The following is a 16,541-nucleotide window of genomic DNA, read 5'->3' on the forward strand; positions in this document are numbered from 1 at the left end:
GGGCGTCGTCCAAAGTGTCAGGAGGCTGTCATCCACCGGTCGCGCAGGGCGGCCAGTACCGCGATGGACACGGCCAGCAGCACCAGGCTGAGGGCGATCGCCGCCGCCGGGTCGTTCTGCAGGGCGAGGTAGACCGCGAGCGGCATGGTCTGTGTACGGCCCGGGAAGTTGCCGGCGAAGGTGATGGTCGCGCCGAACTCCCCGAGGGCCCGGGCCCAGGCCAGTACGGCTCCGGCCGCGATGCCCGGCGCGATCAGCGGCAGGGTGACCCGGCGGAACGCGGTGAGGCGGGAGGCGCCCAGGGTGGCGGCCGCCTCCTCGTAGCGCGGGTCGGCGGCCCGCAGGGTGCCCTCCACGCTGATGACGAGGAACGGCATCGCCACGAACGTCTCCGCGAGGACGACACCCGTCGTGGTGAACGGCAGGGTGATCCCGAACCAGGAGTCGAGCCACTGACCGATCACGCCGTTGCGCCCGAAGGCGAGCAGCAGGGCCACACCGCCCACGACCGGCGGCAGCACCAGCGGCAGCGTCACCAGGGCCCGTACGAGGCCCCGGCCGGGGAAGCGCGTGCGGGCCAGCAGCCAGGCCAGGGGCACACCGACGACCAGGCTGAGGCCCGTCGCAGCGGTGGCGCACAGAAGGGAGAGCCGGAGCGCCTCCCACACCCCGGCGCTGGTCAGCTGCTCGGGAAGGCTGCGCCAGGGTGCCCGGACGAGCAGCGCGATCAGCGGCAGGAGCAGGAAGGCCAGGCCGATCAGGGCGGGCACCAGCAGAGGGACCGGCACGAACCGGGTCCGGCCGCGGGGGCGGTCGCGGCGAGGCCGGCTCGCCGGGGTGTCGCTCACGGCTCGAGGAACCCGGCCCCGGACAGCACCTTCTGGCCCTGCGCGGACCTCACGAGTGCCATGAAGGCCTTTGCCGTGCCGGGGTTGGGGGCGTTCTCGAGCAGGACGATCGGATAGTCGTTGACCGCGTCGGCCGACTCGGGGAAGTCCACGCCCTGCACCCTGTCACCCGCCGCCCGCACGTCGGTCCGGTAGACGACGGCCGCGTCGGCCTCCTTCAGCTCGACCTTCGTCAGTGCGCTCTTGACGTCCTGTTCGTAGGAGACAGGGGTGAGCTTCACGCCACCGGAGTCCAGCGCCTTCCGGGCGGCGGCGCCGCACGGAACCGTCCTGTCGCACAGGACGACCTTCAGGCCGGGCTTGGTGAGGTCCTTCAGGGAGGAGATCCTGTCGGGGTTGCCCGGCAGGGTGGCGATCTCCAGCCGGTTGCGGACGAAGGTGGCCGGTGTGCCCACCGCGTCCTTCTCGTCCGTCACGATCGCCATCGTGTTGGTGCTGGCGGCGGCGAAGACGTCGGCGGGGGCGCCGCTGGTGATGCTGGCGGCGAGGGTGTCGCTGCCGCCGAAGTTGAAGGCGACCTCGGTACCCGGGTGCCGCTTCTCGAACGTCCTGCCCAGCGCCTTGAAGCTCTCCTCCAGGGAGGCGGCGGCGAAGACGGTGACCGTCCCCGAGAGTTTCGGCGACGAGGACGAGCCCTTGTCCGACCCCGTACCGGAGGAGGAGCAGGCGCTCAGTGTCAGCAGCGCGGCGGCGGATGCCCCGGCGACCTGGAGGATCCGGCGGTGGCGGAGCGCGGAACGGGTCATCTCGGGGCCACTCCTCTGCGGGCTGGAGGAAGAGCCCGCCGGGCTCTCCCGATGGATCGATCATACTGGCGCATCTGCCAGGCAGAAGCTTCCTGTCGCTTCGCATGAGCGAGGCAAGCAGGGGTGGTGGGTGTGTATGTGCGGACCTACGGAGTCAGGCGCGATCGATGTGGACGTTCGTCGACTTCACACGGGCCGTCGCCTCCATGCCGACCTCCAGTGCCAGCTCCTCCACGGCCTCACGGGTGAGCAGGGAGACGAGCCGGTGCGGGCCGGCCTGGATCTCCACCTGGGCGGCGACATCGCCGAGCTTGATCGCGGTGACGATGCCGGGGAAGGCGTTGCGGGCCGAGGTGTACGGGATGTCCTCCTCGGCGGTTCCGGACCTGGCGAGTTCGACCGAGAAGGCGGCCAGGTCCCGTCCGTCGACGAGTCGCCGCCCGGTTTCGTCACGGTGTGTGGCGACGCGGCCCGCGTCCGCCCAGCGCCGGGCGGTGTCCGGGCTCACGCCGAGCAGCCGTGCTGCCTGGCCGATCGTGTAGGACTGCATGCCGGTCACCTTAGGGCCGCGGGCGGGAATGGTGGACGCGGGGCGGTCGTGCCGCGCGTACGGATCACCGGTGGGATCAACTACGGCCAGGTTGTCGTGCGCCCGCCGCGCAGGGCTTCGGCAGGAGGGGACCGGCGGCCTGGCTCAGCCCACGTGCACCTTCGGCCGCCGCTTCCGGTCCGGTTCCGCCTCGCGCAGGACTTCCCGGGTCACCGGGGCGACCTCGCCCTGGCCGAACAGGAAGAAGCGCAGGAGGTTGGCGAAGGGCCCGCCCTCGGTCCACTCGAAGTAGATGTGCGGGGTGCAGCCGGTCGTGTCGCGGACGTACAGCAGGAGCGCGGCCAGGGCGTTGGGGATGGAGGAGGACTCCAGGGTCAGGACGCGGTAGCGGTCGTGCAGCACCTCGCCGCGTACGGTCAGGCTCGCTTCGAACTCCGACGGGTCGGTGACCGTCACCTCGACGAAAACGAAGTCCTCCTGGCCGGGCACATCGTTGTCCTGCCGGATCTGCTCGATCTTGTCGCGGTACTCGGCGATGTCGCGCCGGTCGGGCTCGTTGGCGATGAACCGCATCCGCCGGCTGGCCATGTCGCGCACGAAGCGCTCCGCCATGTCGTCCAGGGTCACGCTGGTCACGCGGAGCTCGAACGCTCTGGCCAGCCGTGACAGCAGCGAGACGAGGATGATGCCGGCGATGAAGCAGGCGCCGATCTTCACACCGTCCGGGCGCTCGATGACGTTCGCGACGGTCGTGTAGAGGAACACCGCGGAGATGACCGCGAACGCGATGGTCCAGTTCCGCTGCCGGGCCTTACGGGAGGCGATGGTCACCGCGATCGCGGCGGAGCTGATGAGGACGAGCACACCGGTGGCGTAGGCACCGCCCTGCGCGTTGACGTCGGCGTCGAAGATCCAGGTGACCAGGAAGGCGATCAGCGTGAAGACGATGACCATGGGCCGTACCGCGCGGGCCCAGTGCGGTGCCATGCCGTAGCGGGGCAGGTAGCGCGGCATCAGGTTGAGCAGGCCCGCCATCGCGGAGGCGCCGGCGAACCACAGGATGGCGATGGTCGAGACGTCGTAGACGGTGCCGAAGGTGTTGCCCAGGTAGTCGTGCGCCAGATAGGCCAGCGCGCGCCCGTTGGCCTGGCCGCCCGCCTCGAACTCCTTCGCCGGGATGAGGAGGGTGGTGATGAAGCTGGTCGTGATCAGGAAGACGCTCATGATCAGAGCGGCCGTCGTGAGCAGCTTCTTGGTGTCGCGGATGCGGCCGGCCGGCCGTGCCTCGGTGTCGTCCGGGTCGCCCTTGACGTGCGGCATCACGGCGACGCCGGTCTCGAAGCCGGAGAGGCCGAGCGCGAGTTTCGGGAAGACGAGCAGGGCGAGGCCGATCATGACGAAGACGTTGCTGTGCTGGGTGGTCAGGGCGCTCGACCAGTCGGTGATGACATGCCCCGCGGTCGCGACATGGTAGAGGCCGACGACCACCACGACCACGTTCAGTGCGAGGTAGGCGCCCACCAGCGCGACCGCGACACCGATCGCCTCCAGGAAGCCCTTGAGGAACACCGCACCCAGGAGGGCGATGAGGACGAGGGTGATCAGCATCTGCTTGTCGTGCAGGACACCGTTCAGATGCGGGTTCTCCACGAGGTGGGTGGAGGCGTCGGCAGCCGACAGGGTGATGGTGATGAGGAAGTCGGTGGCGGCGAAGCCCAGCAAGGTCAGGACGAACAGCTTGCCCTGCCAGAAGGAGAGCAGCCTTTCCAGCATCGCGATCGAGCCCTCGCCGTGCGGGCTCTCCTCGGCCACGCGGCGATAGACGGGCAGGGCGCCGGCCAGGGTGACGACGACCAGGACGATGGTCGCGACGGGGGACAGCAGGCCGGCGGCGAGCGCCGCGATGCCCGGCTGGTATCCGAGGGTGGAGAAGTAGTCGACGCCGGTCAGGCACATCACCCGCCACCAGCGCTGGCCCCGGTGCGGGGGTTCCGGTTCGGCGTGGGGTCCGGTGTGGCCGCCGTCCTTGCCCATGTCGGACAGGCCCTCCAGCATCCAGGCGCGCAGTCGGCTGGGTGGGACGGGCTCCGTACGGCTCGGCGGAGGGTGCTCAGTGGTGGCCATCGTCGTGCTCCCGATGTGCGGATCGGCCTGGTTCCGGCCATCACTGGACGGCCCGATCAGCGTAAGCGGAGCGTGACGCTGTGGCCCGTGGATGAGGGGGCTGAGTGCGTCAAGCTTCCGTTAAGAGTGGGGCGGGGCACCTCCGGCCCGGGTGGCCGAGGGTGTGAAACGCGTGTTGAGAGCGGGGAGAGCGGCTGCCGACCGCCCGTCCGTGCGGCTCTCCGGTTCCCGTCGGTCGGTCCGTAGGTCACCACGCTGTGTGATCGCGGAGAAATCCACCCGTAACGTTCGTCTTCCGAATCGAATGTTTCGCACCCTGCCCAAGGCCCTTGCAGGGGACTGAAGATTCACCGCGTCCGAGGGGTTGTCACCCTTTGCAGGCTGTCTCTAGGGTGCGGCAACAGCGAAGCTTTCCGGATTCAGTTCGAAACTTTCGAGGAGAGCATGATGGGCGACCCGGCACTGTCCCGCCGCGGCTTCCTGGCGGCCTCCGCCGCGGCCGGCCTGGGGACGACGGCACTGACCGCATGCGGCGGGGACTCGGACGGAGGGGCGTCCGGGACGGCCACGATCGAGTGGTGGAACATCTCCACCACTCAGCCGGCCAAGGACGTCTGGGCCGCCCTCGCCCGGAGGTTCGAGGCGCAGAACCCCAGGGTCAAGGTGAAGATCGTCCAGCTGGAGAACGACGCCTACAAGTCGAAGATGACGGCCCTGACGGCCTCCGGGAAGCTGCCCGACATCTTCCACACCTGGGGCGGCGGCGTACTGAAACAGCAGGTCGACGCCGGACTCGTCGAGGACCTCACGGACCGGACCAAGGCGTGGGGCGACGCCCTGCTCCCGGTCGCCAGGGAGCCGTACCTGGTGGACGACAGCGTCTACGGCATCCCGTTCGACATCGGCATGATCGGCTTCTGGTACAACAAGGCGCTCTTCGAGAAGGCAGGCGTCAGTGAGCCCCCGACCACCTGGAGCGGCTTCCTCGACACCGTGCGCAAGCTGAAGGCCGCCGAGGTCACGCCCCTGGCGCTGGCCGGCAAGGAGAAGTGGCCCGGCATGTACTACTGGGCCTACCTGGCGATGCGCACCGCCGGCGCCGAAGCGTTGCAGACGGCCTACGAGGAGAAGGACTTCACCGGCGCCCCCTTCGTCGAGGCGGGTGAGCACCTGGACGAACTCGTCGGTCTCCGGCCGTTCCAGAGGGGCTTCCTGGGAGCCGCCTACTCCACGCCCACCGGACAGGCCGCCACCGTCGGCAACGGCAAGGCGGCCATGGAGCTCATGGGGCAGTGGGCGCCCACCGTGCAGGCCGACGCGGGCAAGGGCCTCGGCAAGGACCTCGGTTTCTTCCCCTTCCCCGCGGTCGAGGGCGGCAAGGGCACCATCACCGAGGTGTTCGGCGGAGGCGGCGGACACGCCCTGCGCCGGGGCGCCCCGCAGGCGGCCGTCGACTTCCTGAAGTTCTTCGCCTCAGAGGCCACCGACCTGGAACTGGTCAAGAAGACCGGGGTCCTTCCCGTGGTCCCGGCGGCCGAGAGCGCCATCGTCGACCCCAACATCAAGGCCGTACAGGCACAGCTGAAGCAGGCCACCGGCTTCCAGCTGTACCTCGACCAGGCCTACGCGCCCGCCGTCGGCCAGGAGGTCAACGACAGTGTCGCCGCGCTCATCGCCGGGTCGAAATCCCCCGGGCAGGTCGCCCAGTCGATCACGAAGACCGCGAAGGAAGAGCAGTAGCCGGCGATGACCTCCACCTTCCTGCCGGACAAACGGACCGAACCCGGCGTCGGTTCCCCCCTCCCGCCCACGGACCGGGGCCGGAGCCGCGCCCGGCGTCGCACGCTGCACTGGCTCACCGCGGCCGGCTTCCAACTGCCCGCCCTGGTGCTGTTCACGGGGCTCGTGCTGATGCCGATGCTGTTCGCCCTGTACGCCGCCTTCTTCCGCTGGGGCGGCTTCGGCATGCCCTCCGACTACATCGGCGGCGAGAACTTCACCCGGCTCTTCCAGGACGCCGTCTTCCTCGGCGACCTGTGGCGCTGTCTCGTGCTGGTGGTGCTGTCGCTCGTCATCCAGCTGCCGTTCGCGCTCGCCATGGCCGTGCTGCTCAACCAGCGGATGCGCGGCCGGGCGGTGTACCGGATGCTGTTCTTCGCGCCGTACGTCCTGTCGGAGGCCATCACCGGAATCCTGTTCGGCATGATCTTCGCCCCGGACGACGGCTTCGCCGACCAGGTCCTCGGCGGGATCGGGCTGGACGGGGTGGGCGGGCAGTGGTTCGCCGACCAGTCCACCGTCATGGCGACCCTGTTCCTGGTCATGACCTGGAAGTACTTCGGCTTCCACATGATGCTGTACCTGGCCGGGCTCCAGGCCGTCCCCAGGGAGCTGACCGAGGCGGCGCTGATCGACGGGGCCGGGCCCTGGCAGCGTTTTCGCAGCGTGACGCTGCCGCTGCTCGCGCCCACCCTGCGCATCAGCGTGTTCCTGTCGGTCATCGGCTCGATCCAGCTCTTCGACCTGGTGTGGGTGACCACCGCGGGCGGCCCGGACCACCACTCCGAGACCATGGCCGTGACCATGTTCCAGTACGGCTTCAAGCGCTACCAGGTCGGCTACGCCAGCGCGATCAGCGTGGTCATGTTCGGCATCAGCCTCGTCTTCGCCCTCGCCTACCAGCGGTTCGTGCTCCGGCGCGACCTGGAAGGGGCCACCACGACCATGCGGGGTGACGGAAAATGACAGTCGGTCAGAAGGCCCGTAGAGGCGGGAACCTTCCGCTGCACCTCGTCCTGGTCGTCGTCGGCGCGGTCATGGCCGTCCCCCTGCTCTATGCCGCGCTGTCCGGCTTCAAGTCCACCGACGAGCTCTCCCGCAACCCGGTCGGTCCGCCCGAGTCGTGGGTGACCTCCCACTACACCGGAATCCTCGCTTCGGGTGACTTCTGGCGGCTGATCGGCAACAGCACGCTGATCGCGGTGGGCACGACCGTCCTGGTCGTCGCGGTCTCCGCGCTGTCCGCCTTCTCCTTCGCGCGGTTCGCCTTCCGCGGCCGGGAGGCGCTGTTCACGCTGTTCACGATGGGGCTGATGTTCCCGTTCGCGGTGGCCGCCCTGCCGCTGTTCCTGCTGCTGCGCTCCCTGGACCTGCTGGACAACCCGCTCGGCGTGATCCTCCCGCAGGCGGCCTTCGGTCTGCCGATGACGATCATCATCCTGCGGGGCTTCTTCCGGCAGATCCCCGGGGAGCTCGAGGAGGCGGCCACGCTCGACGGGTGCAGCTCGTTCGGCTTCTTCTGGCGGGTGCTGCTGCCCATGGCCCGGCCCGCGCTCGGCACGGTCTCGGTGCTGGCCGTCGTCACCAGCTGGAACAACTTCTTCCTGCCGCTGCTGGTGTTCACCGACGCGCAGTGGTGGACGCTGCCGATCGGAGTCCAGCAGTTCCAGGGGCAGTACTCGGCGGAGTACGCGAAGGTCTTCGCCTATCTGGTGCTGGCCATGGTTCCCGCCCTCGCCTTCTACTCGGTCGCCGAGCGTCAGCTCGTCGGCGGCCTCACCGCCGGCGCCACGAAGGGCTGACGCGCGCCGCATCCGTACGGCTCACCCCACCCTTCAACCGTGAGGAGTCGCACCATGCGCAGAACCGCTCCACGGCTCGGACTCGCCGCGGCGTTCGCCGCCGCCGCGCTGATGCTCGGCGGCATCGTCACCGGGCCCTCGGCACAGGCGGACGAGCACCACGGCCAGGAACCGACCCTCGCCGACCTCGCCCAGCGGCACGGCCGCTACTTCGGCAGCGCGACCGACAACCCCGAGCTCGTCGACGAACCGTACAAGGCCCTGCTCGGCAGCGAGTTCGACCAGATCACCCCCGGCAACGGCATGAAGTGGTACGCGACCGAGCCACAGCAGGGCGTGTTCGACTTCTCGCAGGGCGACGAGACAGTGAACCTCGCCCGGGCCAACCGGCAGAAGGTACGCGGCCACACGCTCGTCTGGCACAGCCAGCTGCCGGGGTGGCTCACCGGGCGGGAGTGGACGGCCCGGGAGCTGCGGGCGGTGCTGAAGAAGCACATCCAGACGGAGGTACGGCACTACCGGGGCAAGGTGTTCGCCTGGGACGTCGTCAACGAGGCGTTCAACGAGGACGGCACGTACCGGGAGACGGTCTTCTACAGGACGCTCGGCCCCGGCTACATCGCCGACGCACTGCGCTGGGCGCACCAGGCCGATCCGCGCGTCAAGCTGTACCTCAACGACTACAACATCGAGGGGATCGGCCCGAAGAGCGACGCCTACTACAAGCTGGCCAAGCAGCTGAAGGCTCAGCGCGTCCCGCTGCACGGCATCGGCCTCCAGGCCCATCTGGCCCTGCAGTACGGCTATCCGACCACCGTGGAGGACAACCTCCGCCGCTTCTCCCGACTAGGCCTGGACACCGCGCTCACCGAGGTCGACATCCGAATGCAGCTGCCAGCGACCGAGGAGAAGCTGGCCCGGCAGGCCGAGTGGTACGGGGACCTGACCGAGGCGTGCCTGGCGGTGCGCCGGTGCGTCGGGATCACCCTTTGGGACTACACCGACAAGTACTCCTGGATCCCGGCGTTCTTCCCGGGCGAGGGCGCGGCCCTGCCGTGGGACGAGGAACTGCGCCGCAAGCCGGCGTACTTCGCGATCCGTGAGGCGCTCGGAGGGAGGTAGCGGGACGCGGCGCCCTGCCGCCGGGGGGCGGTGGGGCGCGCGCCCCCGGTAGCGGGCGTCAGATCGGTGGCGCCGTGCTCGCCCGTACCACCGGCTCGGTGCCCGGCTCCATCCGGGGCGAGTCCGGCTGCTCGTGGCGGGGCAGGCCGATGATCGTGCGGACGGCCGGTTTGCCCCTGTCGGAAGGGGGCCGGCGGATCGTCGTCAGGGGCGGAGCCGACCAGCGGACCTCCGGAGGGTCGTCGAGATCGGCGTCGGCCTCACGTGCTCCCACTCTCGCCCCACCTCCGTCGACACGGCACCGGCGGAACGTCCAGGAGTCTTCCGGGAAACGGGCGTCCGTGGGAAGGCGTGCGAGTCACCGACGGCCCGTCGCGGGGGGTGACGGGGAGTGACGGCAGCCGGACACGCGTCGGGGCCGGTGCGCAGGGTGTCCCGCAGCCGGCCCCTCAAGTCTGCGGGCGGGCGCCATTCCGCCCGGCGCTCCTCAGGCGGCCGTCATCACCTGGCTGCCGGCCAGCGGACGGTGCGGGGCGATGACCCGGCCGTCCGGCAGGAGCTCACCGGTGTCCTCGAAGAGCACCACGCCGTTGCACAGCAGGCTCCATCCCTGCTCCGGGTGGTGCGCCACGAGGCGGGCGGATTCCCGGTCGGCGGAGTCGGCTGACGGGCACGGCGTCTGGTGCTGGCACATGGGCGGGATCTTTCGCTCTGTCGTGGTGGACGTGGTGGCCGAGTTGACGGAGTTGAATGAGTCGTCTGTGGTGTCTGTTCCGCGGCTGGAAAGGTCGTTCATGGCCGCCCCCCGTTGGAATGAGTCGTCGGAACCCAGTGTTGCCCTACGGGCGTCGATCCGCAGGGATTTCGCAGCACCGCTTCTCACAGGTTGAGGACGCATCACCCGCGCGGACGGTTCATCCCAACGGGACTGTCACTTCGGGTGGTTCGCCGTGGCCGGATGGGGCTAGTCCGGCCGGGCGCCGACCCTTTCGGCTCGTGCGAGCCATGGGGTGCTCCTGAGAGCGATCGTGTGAGCTAAAGCGATCGTGCGAGCGAAGAAAAGCCCGTACCCCGCCGCCGGAATTCGGCGACGGGGTACGGGGAACTGCGCGGCGCCGCGCTTCAGGCGGGTGAGCCGAGCAGCCGCGTCGGGGTCGCCCGGTGGGTCAGCATCGGGAGGAGTTCGGCTACGCGGTGCGGGCGATGTGCCGCGATGCCGGGAGGTGCGGGCGCCAAGGGGACGAGCAGGTCGGTGGCGGCGGGATGGCCGACGGCGCCGTCCGCGCTGCGGTCCTCGTGCAGCCAGAGCGTCAGCATGTACAGGCTGGGCACCGACAGCAGGCGGGGCTGGTACGGCTGCGGCATCGTCTCGGCCTGGCGCAGGGCGCGCTCGGTGGAGGTGATGTACGGGCCCTCGAAGAAGTGGGAGAAGACCCAGCCGTCGGGGGTCAGCTTGGTCTCCGCCGCGGCCACGGCGTGATCGCCGCAGCGGATCAGGAACCGCCACCCCGCCAGCCGGGTCGCGGACACGCCCTCTGCCGTGACCCGGTCGAGGACGTGGACCGGCAGCGGGAGCTCGGGTGTGGCGGGCCCCTGGCCGCCGAGGAGGGAGGGAGTTCGGGCTTCGCGGACCGCGGTGGGCGAGGAGAGCGCGGTCAGGACGGAACGGAGTGCGGACGCGGGAGCCGGCGGGACATGCAGCGGCATGGTGGGTCGCCTCTCATTCAAAGGCACGGTGGCGCGAGGGCGGGGCGAGGGCGGACGGCGCTGTCAGCTCACGGGGGTCAGAGAGGGCAGGGGCCGGGTCTGAGAACGAGAGGGGGTGGGGTCCGTGGAACGTCGTCTCGACGACAGGACCCGTCGACCGCGGGCGCCAACCTTCTGCCTTGTTCGCGGAGTTTATACGACACGGGTTCAGACTGTGTTTCGTCTAGCCGTTTCCGGTGAGTAGAACAAGGGTACATTCGGTCGTCGATACGCGAGAATTATCCCGTTTCCAGGCGGGGGTGTGCACCGGTGACCTCGGCGAATGCCCGCGAACCGGTCGGCCCATTCTCGTCGGCGTTTTTCACGAGTTCGCGGTACCCGAACCTGTCGTGCGCGTCATGCCGGGTGAATGTGCCACCGGTCACATGTGACCAGCGTAGCGGTCGGCGGGCCTCCCCGGGACGTTATCGATCGCTTTCGCTGGGCATCCTCCACCTGACCGGGACCCCGGCGGCCGGATCTTCGGCCGGCATCATCCGAGAAGGGACGCTTCGATGGGGGAGAAGGTCGTGGCAGGCCGGTTCGACCTGTCCGATCGCCAGCGCTACCGTGACAAGCTGCGTCGCTGTCTGACGGGCTTGGAGCGACTCCTGGCGGAGAAGCGGTTCGATCGCCCCAAGAACCTCATGGGTCTGGAGATCGAATTGAATCTCGCGGGCGCCGACGGCATGCCGAGAATGTTGAACGCGCAAGTCCTCGAACGCATCGCGAGCCGCGACTTCCAAACAGAACTCGCCATGTTCAACCTGGAAGTCAACATTCCCCCACACCGCCTGGGTGGTCGGGTATTCGACCGGCTCGCGGAGGAACTCCGAACGTCACTGGCATATGCTGACCGGAAAGCCAACGAGGTCGACGCCGGTATTGTGATGATCGGCATTCTGCCGACCCTCGACCGTGACGACCTGGTCTCGTCGAACCTCTCCGACGTCGACCGCTACACCCTCCTCAACGACCAGATCGTGGCCGCCCGCGGCGAGGAGTTCACCCTCGACATCGACGGTGTGGAGCACCTGAGCTGCACCTCGAAGTCCATCGCGCCGGAGGCCGCCTGCACCTCCGTGCAGCTGCACCTGCAGGTCACCCCGGCCCGGTTCGCCGACGTGTGGAACGCGGCCCAGGCGGTCGCCGCGGCACAGATCGCCGTCGGCGCCAACTCGCCCTTCCTGTTCGGCCGCGAGCTGTGGCGTGAGTCGCGGCCCCCGCTGTTCCAGCAGTCCACCGACACACGCCCGCCCGAGCTCCAGGCCCAGGGCGTCCGCCCGCGCACGTGGTTCGGGGAGCGCTGGATCTCCTCGGCGTACGACCTGTTCGAGGAGAACCTGCGCTACTACCCGGCCCTGCTGCCGATCTGCGAGGACGAGGACCCGCTCGAGGTGCTCGACCGGGGCGGCGCCCCGTCGCTCGCCGAGCTCGTCCTGCACAACGGCACGATCTACCGCTGGAACCGCCCGGTCTACGGTATCGCCGACGGCGTCCCCCACCTGCGCGTGGAGAACCGCGTCCTGCCGGCCGGACCGACCGTCGTCGACATCGTCGCCAACGCGGCGTTCTACTACGGCGTCGTCCGCGCCCTCGCCGAGGAGAACCGGCCGGTGTGGACCCGGCTGCCGTTCGAGGCGGCCGCCGCCAACTTCGACGCCGCCTGCAAGGACGGCATCGAGGCCCGCTTCACCTGGCCCCGGCGCGGCCGGTACGGCGGCACCACCCAGGTCGACGCGGTGAACCTCGTCCGGGACGAACTGCTGCCGCTCGCCGAGGCCGGCCTGGACGCCTGGGGTGTCGAGCCGGCCGACCGCGACCTGTACCTGGGCGTGATCGAGGAACGCTGCCGGCGCAGGGCGAACGGGGCGAGCTGGCAGGCGGCGACCTTCCACAAGGCCCTCGACGCGGGCCTCGGCCGGGAGGACGCGCTGGCCGCCACCACCCGGCGCTACCGCGAGCTGATGCACAAGGGGGACCCCGTGCACAGCTGGCCGGTGGGGCTGCCCGATCCGGTGTCGCCGGGCTGACGCGCCCGCGGGGTGACATCCGCCTGCCGCCATACTGATCCGACAGGTCGGTGAAGTGGAGGCAGGTGTGCAGGCGGAGGCGAGCCCGGTGGGCGATTCCATTCCCCGGCAGGGGCTCTCGCGGCGGATGCTGCGCAACGAGACACTGCTCGTCCTGGCGCTGTCGCTCGGCGCGAGTGGAGTCTCCGCGCTGATCAGCTTCATCGGGTCGGTCACCAAGCCGGGCGGGCTCAAGGACCAGGCGGCCACGATGAACGCCTCGGCCGCGCCCGGCCGCCCCTGGCTCGACCTCGCCTGGCAGCTCTTCGGGATCACCACGGCGCTCGTGCCCGTCGCGCTCGTCGCGCACTTCCTGCTGCGCGAGGGCGCCGGCCTGCGCACGATCGGCTTCGACCGGACCCGCCCCTGGCCCGACCTCGGCCGCGGGGCGGCGATCGCGGCGGTCATCGGCAGCACCGGGATCGCCTTCTACCTGGCGGCGCGCGGCCTCGGATTCAACCTCACCGTGGTGCCCGAGGCGCTGCCCGACGTGTGGTGGAAGTTCCCCGTGCTGATCCTCTCCGCGATCCAGAACGCGGTGCTGGAGGAAGTGATCGTCGTCGGCTACCTGCTGCGCCGCATGGGCCGGCTGGGCTGGACGCCGACGGCTGCCCTGGTGGGAAGTTCCGTCCTGCGCGGCTCGTACCACCTCTACCAGGGCATCGGCGGCTTCGTCGGAAACATGGTCATGGGCGTCGTCTTCGTCTACCTCTACCGCCGCTGGGGCCGTGTCGGCCCCCTGGTGGTGGCCCACTCGCTGCTCGACATCGGCGCGTTCGTCGGATACGCGCTGCTGGCGGGCAAGGTGGGGTGGCTGCCGACGGCGTGAGGGGCTGAAGGAAGGGGCGTACGGCCGGGTCGTACGCCCCTTCGCTCATCTCAGGCCAGCAGCTCGCCCTCGACGACGGTGACCGCTCTGCCGGTCAGCAGGGTGCGGTCGCCGCGCAGCTCCGTGCGGACGCGGCCGGAGCGGGGTGAGGCCTGCAGACCGGTGAGGCCGGGGCGGCCCAGGCGCTCGGACCAGAACGGGGCGAGCGCGGTGTGGGCGCTGCCGGTCACCGGGTCCTCGTCGATGCCGACGTTCGGGAAGAAGCAGCGCGAGACGAAGTCGTAGCCCCCTGCCGGGTCCTGTGCCCGGGCCGTGGCGATGACGCCGCGCTCGGAGTGGGCGGCGAGGGTTTTGAGGTCGGGGCTGAGGCCGTGCACCGTCTTCTCGTCGGCGACCTCGACCAGCAGGTCGCCGAGGTTCGGGCCGGTGTCGAGGACCGTGAGCGGCTCGGTGCCCAAATCCTCGGCGAGGCCGGCGGGCGGGTCGACCGGGGTGAGCGGGGCCGTCGGGAAGTCCACCGTGACGGAGCCGTCGGCCGCCGAGGTGGCGACGAGGACGCCACTGCGGGTGGCGAACCGCACCGGGCCCTCGTGGGTGCCGGTGGTGTGCAGGACGTGCGCGGTGGCCAGGGTCGCGTGGCCGCACAGCGCGACCTCGGTGGCGGGCGTGAACCAGCGCAGCGCCCAGTCGGCCTCGCCGCCCGGCGGCAGGGGGTGGGCGAAGGCCGTTTCGGCGTGATTGACCTCCAGGGCGACGTCCTGCAGCCAGGAGTCGTCCGGGAAGGTGTCCGCGTCTTTCAGGAGCAGCACTCCTGCCGGGTTGCCGGAGAAGGGGCGATCGGTGAAGGCGTCGACGATTCGGATCCGCATGCCCCGACGCTAGGGGTTCCACGAAGCGGCGGACCAAGGCCAATTCACGAGTGCCGGCCCGGTTCTGCCGGCCGGGTGCCGGGGAGCTTCGGCGAGCCGGGCCTTGTCGGACGAGCTATTCCGATATATCGTTGACGCATCACGACAGATCAACGATGAGATGGAGAGTGGTTGCGATGCGTACCCACGGTTTCGAGCACGGGCATGGCCACGGCGGGGGCGGCTTCGAAGGGCTGCGAGCGGCTTTCGGTCCCTTCGGTCCTGGAGGCCCCGGCTGGGGTGGACCCGGCGGCCCGGGCTTCGGCCCCGGCTCCTGGGGCGGACGAGGGCGCGGAGGGCCGAGGGGAAGGGCGCGGCGCGGTGACGTACGGGCCTCGATCCTGGCCCTGCTGAAGGACCGGCCGATGCACGGCTACGAGATGATCCAGGAGATCGCCGAACGCAGCGGCGGGGCGTGGAAGCCCAGTCCCGGCTCGGTCTACCCCACGCTTCAGCTGCTGGAGGACGAGGGGCTGATCCTGAGTGAGTCCGAGGGCGGCAAGAAGCTGTTCTCGCTCACCGAGGCGGGCCGCGCCGCCGCCGACGAGGGGCCCGAGGCGCCCTGGGAGGAGGCCTCCCGCGGGGTCGACTGGGAGGCCCTCGGCGAGATCCGCTCGGCCGGCTTCGGTCTGATGGAGGCCTTCGGCCAGGTCTGGAAGGCCGGCAACAAGGAGCAGCGGGAGAAGGCGCTCGGTGTCATCAACGAAGCGCGCAAGAAGCTGTACCTGATCCTCGCCGAGGAGGACTGACCCTCACGCGGGAGGCGCCCCCGGATCATCCGGGGGCGCTCGTCGTGCACGGGGTCAGGTCACCAGGCCGTCCAGCCCGCGCGGCAACTCGTTCACGGCCGCCGTGGGCGAGTCCTTGAGCTTGCCCGCCGGCAGGGACACCGTCGCGCCGGTGAGCTCGCCGTCGATGAGGACGTTCCTCCCGTCCGCGTCCGGAGTGAAAGGCCGCGCCCACGTCCAGGGGCTCGGGGCCGCCCTTCGGGAGGCTGGTGTGGTCCGCGTTCCACTCGCCGTACGCGGACCAGTCCGTGAGCTTGGCCCGCACCTTCTCGGCCGGCGCCCCGACTCGTGCCTCCGCGCCGAGCGCCGACTTCGGCCGTGCGACCACATCTTCATGTCGGGCCGGCTGTCGCGGAACGTAGCCGTGACGGCTCCGATGTTCCATACTGACGAACCGTCAGCCGTCCTGGGGTTCGCGCCGAAGCAGCCTGATGTCCTCCGTAAGGAGGAGACGCGGTCGGTGGAGTCCACTTCCCGTGGGACGCGAGAATGCTTCCCACCGGGGATGCCCCAGGCCCGCGGGACTGATGGGGTAGGGGGTGTGCAACCCCATTTCCCCCGGCAGTCGGCCCATGAGCACGGCATTCAGCGCGTGGACAACGATGCCAGGCTCAGTGACGAGCTGGCGTCGGTGGTCGGCGGCGCCCGTCGCAGGGCGGTCCGGGACGGGGACCGGCAGATCGACACGGCCCATCTGCTCCACTCCCTGCTGGAATCCGACCCAGAGGTGCGTGCCGTCTTCGGTGAGGGGCCGCAGATCGCGCGGCTGCTCGGCTATCTCGTCCAGCGCAGCATCGGCTACGGCCTGCGCTGGCGAAGGGGCGTCGAGGACTCCGACGCGGTCCCCGTGGTGACGGAGACGGCGGGTTTCTCGCCGCTCGCCGCCGCGTCGATGGAGTACGCCTGCGAACGCGCTGCCGGGTGCGGCCGGCCGGCCCGGGGCACCGACCTGCTCGCGGCGATCGTCGTCGACCGACAGGCGCGCGCCGTCGAGGTGCTCCAGCGGGCCGGGATCGACCCGCGCGAGGTGTTCGCCCGGCTCGAGGACAGGCCGGGCGCCTCACAGGAGCGTGGCTAAGGGGTCCTTGCACTGTGCCCGATCAGGTCGCTCATAGTGCAAGGACCCCTAAAGCCGCGCACTGAGGGTGGGGGCTTCGCCTCGTCCAT

16 protein-coding genes and 1 pseudogene are annotated in these 16,541 nt (G+C 70.1%); 8 read left to right on the forward strand and 9 right to left on the reverse strand.

All coding sequences use genetic code 11. The annotated features are described in order from the left end of the window. Positions 1-17: 17 nt before the first annotated feature. From modB to ACWD1U_RS26145, 4 genes are all read right to left on the reverse strand, one after another. A complete protein-coding gene (gene modB / locus ACWD1U_RS26130; protein ID WP_451111016.1) occupies positions 18-848 on the reverse strand; it encodes a molybdate ABC transporter permease subunit in 831 nt (276 codons plus the stop codon). Then, positions 845-1,654 carry a molybdate ABC transporter substrate-binding protein gene (modA, locus tag ACWD1U_RS26135; RefSeq protein WP_451111018.1) on the reverse strand — a complete coding sequence of 270 codons (810 nt, stop codon included), beginning with the start codon at positions 1,652-1,654 and terminating at the stop codon, positions 845-847. The genes modB and modA overlap by 4 nt, the downstream gene beginning before the upstream one ends. Before the next feature lie 154 nt (positions 1,655-1,808). Beyond that, positions 1,809-2,204, reverse strand: coding sequence for a TOBE domain-containing protein (locus ACWD1U_RS26140; protein WP_451111019.1), 396 nt, complete (start codon positions 2,202-2,204; stop codon positions 1,809-1,811). A gap of 144 nt (positions 2,205-2,348) precedes the next feature. Then, positions 2,349-4,328, reverse strand: coding sequence for an amino acid transporter (locus ACWD1U_RS26145; protein ID WP_451111020.1), 1,980 nt, complete (start codon positions 4,326-4,328; stop codon positions 2,349-2,351). A gap of 447 nt (positions 4,329-4,775) precedes the next feature. On the opposite strand from ACWD1U_RS26145, the gene ACWD1U_RS26150 reads away from it, so the two are divergent. From ACWD1U_RS26150 to ACWD1U_RS26165, 4 genes are read left to right on the forward strand one after another with little or no spacing between them, the layout of a single operon-like run. Continuing rightward, positions 4,776-6,068, forward strand: a complete 1,293-nt coding sequence (locus ACWD1U_RS26150) for an extracellular solute-binding protein (protein WP_451111351.1) — start codon at positions 4,776-4,778, stop codon at positions 6,066-6,068. Between the two features lie 6 nt (positions 6,069-6,074). Beyond that, entirely contained in the window at positions 6,075-7,073 is a 999-nt protein-coding gene (locus ACWD1U_RS26155) for a carbohydrate ABC transporter permease (protein ID WP_451111021.1), read from the forward strand. After that, positions 7,070-7,909 (forward strand): carbohydrate ABC transporter permease, encoded by an 840-nt coding sequence (locus ACWD1U_RS26160; RefSeq protein ID WP_451111022.1) that lies wholly within the window; start codon positions 7,070-7,072, stop codon positions 7,907-7,909. The genes ACWD1U_RS26155 and ACWD1U_RS26160 overlap by 4 nt, the downstream gene beginning before the upstream one ends. 54 nt (positions 7,910-7,963) lie before the next feature. Then, positions 7,964-9,031, forward strand: coding sequence for an endo-1,4-beta-xylanase (locus ACWD1U_RS26165; RefSeq protein WP_451111024.1), 1,068 nt, complete (start codon positions 7,964-7,966; stop codon positions 9,029-9,031). A gap of 58 nt (positions 9,032-9,089) precedes the next feature. On the opposite strand, the gene ACWD1U_RS26170 is transcribed toward ACWD1U_RS26165, so the two are convergent. The 3 genes from ACWD1U_RS26170 to ACWD1U_RS26180 form a co-directional block, all read right to left on the reverse strand. Then, positions 9,090-9,305 carry a hypothetical protein gene (locus ACWD1U_RS26170; RefSeq protein ID WP_451111025.1) on the reverse strand — a complete coding sequence of 72 codons (216 nt, stop codon included), beginning with the start codon at positions 9,303-9,305 and terminating at the stop codon, positions 9,090-9,092. Between the two features lie 213 nt (positions 9,306-9,518). Beyond that, positions 9,519-9,725 carry a DUF5999 family protein gene (locus ACWD1U_RS26175; protein WP_451111027.1) on the reverse strand — a complete coding sequence of 69 codons (207 nt, stop codon included), beginning with the start codon at positions 9,723-9,725 and terminating at the stop codon, positions 9,519-9,521. Positions 9,726-10,153: 428 nt separating this feature from the next. Then, positions 10,154-10,738 carry a hypothetical protein gene (locus tag ACWD1U_RS26180; protein WP_451111029.1) on the reverse strand — a complete coding sequence of 195 codons (585 nt, stop codon included), beginning with the start codon at positions 10,736-10,738 and terminating at the stop codon, positions 10,154-10,156. A gap of 554 nt (positions 10,739-11,292) precedes the next feature. Between ACWD1U_RS26180 and ACWD1U_RS26185 the strand changes: the two genes are divergently transcribed. Both ACWD1U_RS26185 and ACWD1U_RS26190 read left to right on the forward strand, forming a co-directional pair. Continuing rightward, positions 11,293-12,810 carry a glutamate--cysteine ligase gene (locus tag ACWD1U_RS26185; RefSeq protein ID WP_451111031.1) on the forward strand — a complete coding sequence of 506 codons (1,518 nt, stop codon included), beginning with the start codon at positions 11,293-11,295 and terminating at the stop codon, positions 12,808-12,810. Between the two features lie 67 nt (positions 12,811-12,877). Beyond that, positions 12,878-13,678, forward strand: a complete 801-nt coding sequence (locus ACWD1U_RS26190) for a CPBP family intramembrane glutamic endopeptidase (protein WP_451111033.1) — start codon at positions 12,878-12,880, stop codon at positions 13,676-13,678. Positions 13,679-13,728: 50 nt separating this feature from the next. Here the strand turns inward: ACWD1U_RS26190 and ACWD1U_RS26195 are convergent, their stop codons facing one another. Continuing rightward, a complete protein-coding gene (locus ACWD1U_RS26195; protein ID WP_451111035.1) occupies positions 13,729-14,547 on the reverse strand; it encodes a PhzF family phenazine biosynthesis protein in 819 nt (272 codons plus the stop codon). A gap of 176 nt (positions 14,548-14,723) precedes the next feature. Here ACWD1U_RS26195 and ACWD1U_RS26200 point away from each other — a divergent pair, with 176 nt between their 5' ends. Then, a complete protein-coding gene (locus tag ACWD1U_RS26200; protein WP_451111037.1) occupies positions 14,724-15,335 on the forward strand; it encodes a PadR family transcriptional regulator in 612 nt (203 codons plus the stop codon). A gap of 54 nt (positions 15,336-15,389) precedes the next feature. On the opposite strand, the pseudogene ACWD1U_RS26205 reads toward ACWD1U_RS26200, so the two are convergent. Beyond that, positions 15,390-15,702, reverse strand: a pseudogene (locus ACWD1U_RS26205) (hypothetical protein). Between the two features lie 213 nt (positions 15,703-15,915). Between ACWD1U_RS26205 and ACWD1U_RS26210 the strand changes: the two are divergent. Further along, positions 15,916-16,452: a Clp protease N-terminal domain-containing protein gene (locus ACWD1U_RS26210; RefSeq protein WP_451111038.1), complete on the forward strand. Its 537-nt coding sequence runs from the start codon at positions 15,916-15,918 to the stop codon at positions 16,450-16,452. The last annotated feature ends 89 nt before the right edge of the window (positions 16,453-16,541 follow it).

The organism is Streptomyces sp. NPDC002788, from assembly GCF_053592115.1.

Excerpts from the sequence above, each read along its gene's own strand:
- ACWD1U_RS26185 (WP_451111031.1), top strand. The coding sequence starts at position 11,293 with ATGGGGGAGAAGGTCGTGGCAGGCCGGTTCGACCTGTCCGATCGCCAG.
- ACWD1U_RS26140 (WP_451111019.1), bottom strand. The coding sequence starts at position 2,204 with ATGCAGTCCTACACGATCGGCCAGGCAGCACGGCTGCTCGGCGTGAGC.
- ACWD1U_RS26175 (WP_451111027.1), bottom strand. The coding sequence starts at position 9,725 with ATGTGCCAGCACCAGACGCCGTGCCCGTCAGCCGACTCCGCCGACCGG.
- ACWD1U_RS26150 (WP_451111351.1), top strand. The coding sequence starts at position 4,776 with ATGGGCGACCCGGCACTGTCCCGCCGCGGCTTCCTGGCGGCCTCCGCC.
- ACWD1U_RS26160 (WP_451111022.1), top strand. The coding sequence starts at position 7,070 with ATGACAGTCGGTCAGAAGGCCCGTAGAGGCGGGAACCTTCCGCTGCAC.
- ACWD1U_RS26145 (WP_451111020.1), bottom strand. The coding sequence starts at position 4,328 with ATGGCCACCACTGAGCACCCTCCGCCGAGCCGTACGGAGCCCGTCCCA.
- ACWD1U_RS26155 (WP_451111021.1), top strand. The coding sequence starts at position 6,075 with ATGACCTCCACCTTCCTGCCGGACAAACGGACCGAACCCGGCGTCGGT.
- ACWD1U_RS26200 (WP_451111037.1), top strand. The coding sequence starts at position 14,724 with ATGCGTACCCACGGTTTCGAGCACGGGCATGGCCACGGCGGGGGCGGC.
- modA (WP_451111018.1), bottom strand. The coding sequence starts at position 1,654 with ATGACCCGTTCCGCGCTCCGCCACCGCCGGATCCTCCAGGTCGCCGGG.
- ACWD1U_RS26195 (WP_451111035.1), bottom strand. The coding sequence starts at position 14,547 with ATGCGGATCCGAATCGTCGACGCCTTCACCGATCGCCCCTTCTCCGGC.
- ACWD1U_RS26165 (WP_451111024.1), top strand. The coding sequence starts at position 7,964 with ATGCGCAGAACCGCTCCACGGCTCGGACTCGCCGCGGCGTTCGCCGCC.
- ACWD1U_RS26180 (WP_451111029.1), bottom strand. The coding sequence starts at position 10,738 with ATGCCGCTGCATGTCCCGCCGGCTCCCGCGTCCGCACTCCGTTCCGTC.